The sequence below is a fragment of the Foetidibacter luteolus genome (assembly GCF_009650435.1).
Classification (GTDB): domain Bacteria; phylum Bacteroidota; class Bacteroidia; order Chitinophagales; family Chitinophagaceae; genus Foetidibacter; species Foetidibacter luteolus.
Window position 1 is genome coordinate 21,016 of record NZ_VVIP01000005.1, and the last position, 7,112, is coordinate 28,127.

Annotated in this window: 5 protein-coding genes; 3 read left to right on the top strand and 2 right to left on the bottom strand. The window is 49.2% G+C overall.

The window, feature by feature from the left end; all coding sequences use genetic code 11:
- The first annotated feature begins 165 nt into the window (after positions 1-165).
- Complete coding sequence (locus tag F0364_RS01620; RefSeq protein WP_153796004.1) at positions 166-1,707, top strand: S41 family peptidase; 1,542 nt, start codon at positions 166-168, stop codon at positions 1,705-1,707.
- 71 nt (positions 1,708-1,778) lie between these two features.
- A complete protein-coding gene (locus tag F0364_RS01625) occupies positions 1,779-2,783 on the top strand; it encodes a fumarylacetoacetate hydrolase family protein (protein WP_153796005.1) in 1,005 nt (334 codons plus the stop codon).
- A gap of 205 nt (positions 2,784-2,988) precedes the next feature.
- Here F0364_RS01625 and F0364_RS01630 read toward each other — a convergent pair whose 3' ends face one another.
- Positions 2,989-3,192, bottom strand: a complete 204-nt coding sequence (locus F0364_RS01630; RefSeq protein ID WP_153796006.1) for a hypothetical protein — start codon at positions 3,190-3,192, stop codon at positions 2,989-2,991.
- 11 nt (positions 3,193-3,203) lie between these two features.
- Here F0364_RS01630 and F0364_RS01635 point away from each other — a divergent pair, with 11 nt between their 5' ends.
- Complete coding sequence (locus F0364_RS01635) at positions 3,204-4,094, top strand: flavin reductase family protein (RefSeq protein ID WP_153796007.1); 891 nt, start codon at positions 3,204-3,206, stop codon at positions 4,092-4,094.
- 50 nt (positions 4,095-4,144) lie between these two features.
- On the opposite strand, the gene F0364_RS01640 is transcribed toward F0364_RS01635, so the two are convergent.
- Positions 4,145-6,076, bottom strand: a complete 1,932-nt coding sequence (locus tag F0364_RS01640) for a glycoside hydrolase family 3 protein (protein WP_207632467.1) — start codon at positions 6,074-6,076, stop codon at positions 4,145-4,147.
- Positions 6,077-7,112 lie beyond the last annotated feature (1,036 nt).

A 7,112-nucleotide genomic window follows, 5' to 3' on the forward strand; every position in this document is an offset into this window, starting at 1 on the left:
CGGATACCCCGCTGAGGCCTTTGTCGCATGGCCTTGTGGCGGAGTAGCAGCGGAAAGCCCGGCGCCCTTGCGATAGCTTGGGCGGGCGCCATAAAACCTTCTTAAATTAGTCTCTTTAAAAATTTGTTGCCGTAAATTACAGTGCCCTAAAAAAACTACCTATTCATGATGAACTACAGGCGTATTGGTTTTGTGCTATTGATTGGCTGGGTATTTTTTACTGCCTGCGGCACAGGTAAATATGCGCAACAAACAATAGCCGGCAGGCCTGCCAGGTACGCCCCGGAACAATTGAAAGATGATATAAGACTGCTGAAAACCATACTGGAAGCCAACCACCCCAGCCTTTACTGGTACACACCAAAAGATACGCTTGACAACTATTTTGCAACAGCCATTAACAGTATTACCGATTCGCTTACCGAGTTCCAGTTTCGCAACAGGGTGGCCTGGGTAATTAGTAAAATACGCTGCGGCCATACATCGGTGCGGTTTTCGAAGGCTTACAGCAAAAGGTTGCGCAATGTAAGGGCAGCCCAGTTTCCTCTGTTGCTTAAAACCTGGGGCGACAGCATTATTGTAATGGGCAGCGCCTTTAAGAATGACTCCATTTTTAAGCGGGGTACCGTTATTACTTCTATTAATGGTTACGGCAACAGGCAGTTGCTGGATTCTATGTTCCAGTTCATCAGTACCGATGGTTATTCTGACAACTTTAAAAGCCAGTTGTGCAGCTTTAATTTTGCCGGCTACTACTACAATGCCTATGGCCCTTCAGAAAAATACCTGGTTGGTTATATTGATGCTGCGGGCGCAGAGCAAACAGCTTTAATTAAACAATACAAACCGCCGGTTAGGGATAGTACCGCCAAACAAGACAGCCTGGCCAAAAAAGAAGTTCCTGCCCAGCCCGTAAAACGCCAGGAAAAACCATCGCCCAGCATATTGGCCAAACGCAGCCTTACCATAGACACTGCCAACAGCACCGCTTATATGCGGCTGGCTACTTTTTCTAATGCCAGGCTAAGGCGGTTTTTCAGGCGCAGCTTTAAAACCCTGCGGCAGCAAAACATACAAAACCTGGTAATTGACCTTAGGGAAAATGGCGGCGGCAATATTGGCAACAGCATTAACCTGCAAAAATATCTTTCCGCTACGCCATTCAGGGTGGCAGATACCGTTGCGGCGCCTTCGCGAAACCTTAAGTACAAAAAATATCTTCACCCTGCATGGATATACTGGTTTGCCATGCACTTTACCGGCCGCAGGGATGATGATGGCCGCATACATTACCGCTGGTACGAAAGGCACCTGTTTAGCCCTAAAGAAAAAAATCATTTCAATGGGCAGGTGTACCTGGTACAGGGTGGCTACACTTTTTCGGCGGCCACCATGCTGGTATCCGGCCTTAAAGGCCAGCCCAATGTTACCGTAGTAGGCGAGGAAACCGGCGGCGGCAGCTATGGTAACTCCGCCGTGTACCTGCCGGAGATAACCTTGCCCAACAGCAGGATAAGGGTAACCATGCCGGTGTATCGCGTAGTAATTAATGAAAAGGCAATAGGTACCAAGGGTCGGGGTATTTTGCCGGATGTATCAACGCCCCCATCCTCCCTGGCCATACGCCAGAATATAGACCCCAAAATGCAAATGGTACTGCGCATGATTAAGGAGAAAAACAAAACCCATCTTGCCGGTAAAGAATAATTGCCCGCACCCCGCGCCGGTTTCTGCCTAATGCTTTTGCCGCTATCTTTACCGCCTAACAAACCAGCATTATGAAATTAGTTTCTTACCTGAAGGATGGCAATGAGCAACTGGCACTGTATGTAAACGGCTACCTGTACGATACGGATTACATACACCCCGAGCTGCCTTCCAGCATGAACGTTTTTCTTAATTACTGGGAGGAATACCATCCCGCAGCGCAGGCGGTGGAAAATGCCATTAAAACAGGCCGTATATCGCAGGATAGGGCTGTAGCGGTGGAACAGGTACAGCTTTTATCGCCGGTACCGCTGCCAGCCAGCATACGGGATGGCTATGCCTTCAGGCAACATGTGGAAACGGCCAGGAAAAACCGGGGTAAAGAAATGTTGCCGGAGTTTGATGCGTTCCCGGTATTTTATTTCAGCAACCACCACGCCGTTACCGGCCCCGGCGATGTTACCTGCATGCCCGACCATTTTGAAAAACTGGATTTTGAACTGGAAGTGGCCATCGTTATCAGCAAAACAGGGCGCAACATACCGGCCGAAGAAGCTGATGAATACATTGCCGGGCTACTGATTATGAACGACTTTAGCGCCAGGCAACTGCAGCAGGAAGAAATGTTGCTGAACCTGGGGCCCGCCAAGGGCAAAGACTTTGCCACGGCATTTGGGCCCTGGCTGGTAACCACCGACGAATTGGAGGAGTTTGAAACGGCCGCACACGAAAACCATACCGGCAAAAGCTGGAACCTAAGCATGAAATGCCGTGTTAACGGCGTTGAGGTTAGCAATGGCAACCTTGCCGATATGCAATGGACATTCGCAGAAATAATAGAGCGTGCCTCTTACGGCGTTACGCTTTATCCCGGGGATGTGATTGGCAGCGGCACGGTAGGCACCGGTTGTTTCCTGGAACTTAACGGTACCGGCAGGCTGGCCAACCCGGGTTATACGGAGCAGTGGCTGCAGCAAGGTGACACTGTTGAACTGGAAGTGGAAGGGCTGGGTGTATTGCATAATACGATAGTAAAGGAAGACAGTGGGTTTTCAATCTTGAGCAGGAAAAAATAAGCCCGCATCACACTGCCGGAAAAAGATAGTTGGGGGTGCCCCCAAGCTGCGCAAGGGGTCGGGCTTTCCGCTATTACTCCGCCACAAAGCCTGGCTGCGAAGGCTTCAGCGGGGTAACCGCTGCAATCCCTCACCCGGGTGTAACAGGCTGGGTGCGTTGTTTCTGCCACGCAGTGCCAGAAACTTTTAGCATAAAGCCGAACTCTCAATAAGCAGCAGATTTGTTGCGCATGTCCCTGGCGCTGCGTGGCAGGAGCGGTCGTTGTGTTGCAGGAACCTCGCCTCTGCCGCCTTCGGCGCCAGAGGCTTTCAGCAAAAGCATGACTGCGAAAGTTTTATTTTTCCGGTAAACATACATCTTACAAAAGTTTTCTAACCACGCCTGCTGTTTCTTAACCCGTACTTTCATACTTTTCCTTTATGAAAACCATCGAACTATCCCCGCTCTCCATAGGTGAAAAACAGGCCTGGCTTAACCATGCCATTGGCCCCCGCCCCATCGCTTTTGTTAGCACTGTAGACGCCGGCGGCAATGCCAACCTTAGCCCGTTCAGCTTTTTCAATTTGTTTTCTTATGATCCTTCAGTGGTTATATTCTCCACCGTACGCAAAGTGCGGGATAACAGTATTAAGCACACGCTGGAAAACCTTTTGCAGGTGCCCGAAGCGGTTATCAACATCTGCGACATTAACATGGTGCAGCAGGTTAGCCTGGCCAGTGGTGAGTACCCCAAAGGGGTTGATGAGTTTATTAAAGCCGGTTTTACCAAGCAACCTGCTACCCTTGTACAACCGCCGATGGTTAAAGAAGCCGGTATTAAACTGGAGTGCAGGGTAATGGAGGTAAAAAGCCTGGGCGAACATGGCGGCGCAGGGCAACTGGTTATTGCCGAAGTATTGCTCCTGCATGTAGATGAAAGCCTGCTTAACGATGATGGCAATATGATTGACCAGCTTAAGACAAAGCATGTAAGCAGGATGGGCGGCAACTGGTATGCGGCCATTAATGAAACCAATTTGTTTACGGTACCCCGCCCCGGCGCCCGGCCAGGCATAGGGTTTGACGGACTGCCGCAAAGTATACGCAACAGCAACCTGCTTACAGGCAATAACCTGGCCATGCTGGCCGGTGTTGCTGAAATACCTGTTGTTAATGCCGGCTTTGAAGATAACAGGCTTAAAAACATTGTGCAGTATTATGCCATAAACCCGGATGAAATGGAAAAAGAATTGCACCTGTACGCCAAAGAACTACTGGAGCAAAACAGAATTGAAGATGCCTGGCAGGTGTTGCTGTACGCAGCGGGATAGTGCTGTGCACAGCTATTCAGCAGCTTTTTCCATAGCTTGCCTGCCTGCGGCTATTCATAACCAAGCCCATAGCCAAATTTGTAAAGAGGGTCTTTGCTGTCGTATGGCACATCTTCTTTCTGGTTGCGTACCGCCTCCATAGATGATGGCAGCTCAAAAGGCAGGTGGCCACCGGGTTTGTACTTGCCAAAAATAACATCCAGCACCGCAGCATCGCTGGCGCCAAAATTGGCCATCAGGGCTTTTGCCGCAGCACTTATTTCAGGTATTACTGCCGGCCTGTCAAGATAAATATCCACTATAGTGGGCACGGTTTTAAGCAACTGCAGAATGCTGTCTTTTTTACCCCCTTTAAAATCAAGGTCGCCATGGTGAAACATTCTTGCCATCATTATGGGAGATTCTACCGGGTAAAAAGGCGTTTCCAGCCGTAGTATGGCAATATCCGCTTCTTCCGGTTTTTTAACCACGGTACCGTAAAGCGCAGCCACTTTGGCATCTACATTCTGAACGTATATTTTAAGCGCACCTGGCTTAAGCGGCAATATATTATCCGCGTTTTTAAGCAGTGTAACCGCCCTGCGCTGGGAAGCTTCGCCTGCTGCCAAAAACTCGGGCTTTCCAAGCACAGCGGTTACTTTCGATTCATCTATAAAAGGGTTATCAAAAAGGCCCAGTTCAAATTTCTGCCGCAGCAACCGCCTGATGCTTTCATCAATACGCTGTTCGGTCAGCTTTCCTTTTTTTACAAGGCTTACCACATGCTCGGCACAGCTCTCGCCGCCAAACTGGTCAACACCGGCATCTATTACTTTTTTCACACGCTCTTCGGGAGTTAAATTTTCTACGCCCCAGGCACGGGCAGGCCAAACCACGCCGCCCATATCGGCATCGGTAATTAATCCCCAGTCTGTACAAACCACACCGTCATACTTGTATTTATTGCGCAGCAGGCCGGTAATAATATCCTTGTTAAATGAGAAGGCCACTTCTTCACTTGTCTGGCCTTGCGGTACCCCGTAATAAGGCATAATAGCGGCCGTATGTGCGGCAAAAGCCGCTTCAAAAGGAATTAAATGGTAGTTGAAATTATTGCCGGGATATACCTGCCCCCGCTGAAAAGGAAAGTGAGGATCCAGGCCCTCTTTCTGCGGCCCGCCGCCGGAGAAATGCTTCGTCATGGCAGCTACACTTTGGTTACCCAGTTTTTCTCCCTGGTAACCTTTTATGTAAGCTGTGGCCATCCTGGCGCTCAACTGGGCATCTTCTCCAAAAGTGCCGCTGATGCGTGGCCAGCGCGGTTCGGTGGCAAGGTCTATCTGGGGGTGTAGCGCCTCCCGTATGCCCACAGCCACATATTCCTGGCGGGATATGTCGGCGAACTGCCGGGTTAGTTCATCATCGCCAATGGCGGCAAGACCTAAAGGCTCGCACCATTGAGAAAAAGAGTTGGCGCTCATGGAAAAAATATTGTTGCTGAAATGGTTCCTCGGGTCTGAAGCAATGGTAATGGGTATGCCCAGCCTGGTACCTTCCGCGTATTGCTGCATGGCATTATACCATTTAGCCAAAGATGTTACCGATGGTATGGCCCAAAGGTTAAAATGGTTCATCTGCTTTTCTTTCATTTGCTTTACGCCGTTAGGCACAAAGGCGAACATACCCGCGGCAGGCTTATCATCAATGGAGCCATCCTCATTTACTTTGGCGCCGTTAATAAACATCATACCTGCTTTTTCTTCCAGGTTCATTTGGCGCAGCAGGTCGCTTATGCGTGCCTCTACAGGTTGGGTAGCATCTTCGTATACGTCCATCTTTCCGTTCTTGTTAAGGTCGCGGAATTTTTGTTCGTTACCGCTACCCCGCAATACAGCAGATTTTTCCGCCACTTCTTTGGCAAGTTGGTTATGTCGGTTACGCGTAATGGTGAAGGAAGCAAGGCAAATGCATAGCATCAGCAGGATGGCAGTAGTCTTTTTCATGCAGGCAAGTTTGTATTTAGAGTAAAGTAAGGCGTGTGCTGAAGTTAAGCAGAAAAAACAGCAGGTTTTACAGCTACGGAAAAAAATTATGGGGCGGGCAGCATTTTTTCTGAAGCTACTGACATATCGCCCCTACGGGGCTTTGCTGTTGAATGTTCTTTTGTTTAAAGTTCAATGTTTGCGGCTCTGCCGCTGTGGAGAACTTGCACATTACCGCCCCTAAAAACCTCAACCACCTACACATCAACAGACCAGCCACCAGCTACCTGCAACCGGCTTTCCGGTCTTCCCCACATCCAACGTCGAGCTCCGAAGGAGCGGTATGTTAGTAGCAAAAAGGTAATCGCGGCCAATTTTGTTAAGCCCTCGTAGAGGCGGCATGTTGAGCAGCCTCCTGCACCAGGGACTGTTAATCATCCATCTTGCCGTTATCCATCATCCTGTTTAACATATCGCACCTACGGCGCTCCGGGAAACCTTGTTTTCGTTGGCTACTAACATGCCGCCTCTACGAGGCTTTGGCTGCTCCATGTTCTTTTGTTCAATGTTAACGGCGCTGACACTCCGCAGTAAAAGCACTTCATCACTTCAAAACAACAGCAGCATCTTACCCGTCAACAGACCGGTAACCTGCAACTGGTAACCGGTAACCTTCTTTTCATCTAAATGATTTTGTTTCTACAAACAGAAAGCCCCGATGGGGCTCAACTTAATGACATTGGGCCGCCCCCGATGAGGGCCTTCCTGTTCAATGTTCTTTTGTTCAATGTTAACGGCGCTGACACTACGCAGTAAAAGCACTTCATCACTTCAAAACAACAGCAGCATCTTACCCGTCAACAGAGCGGTAACCTGCAACTGGTAACCGGTAACCTTCTTCTCATCTAAATGATTTTGTTTTTACAAACAGAAAGCCCCGATGGGGCTCAACTTAATGACATTGGGCCGCCCCCAATGAGGGCCTTTCTGTTCAATGTTCTTTTGTTCAATGTTAACGGCGCTGACACTCCGCAGTAAAAGCACTTCATCACTTCAA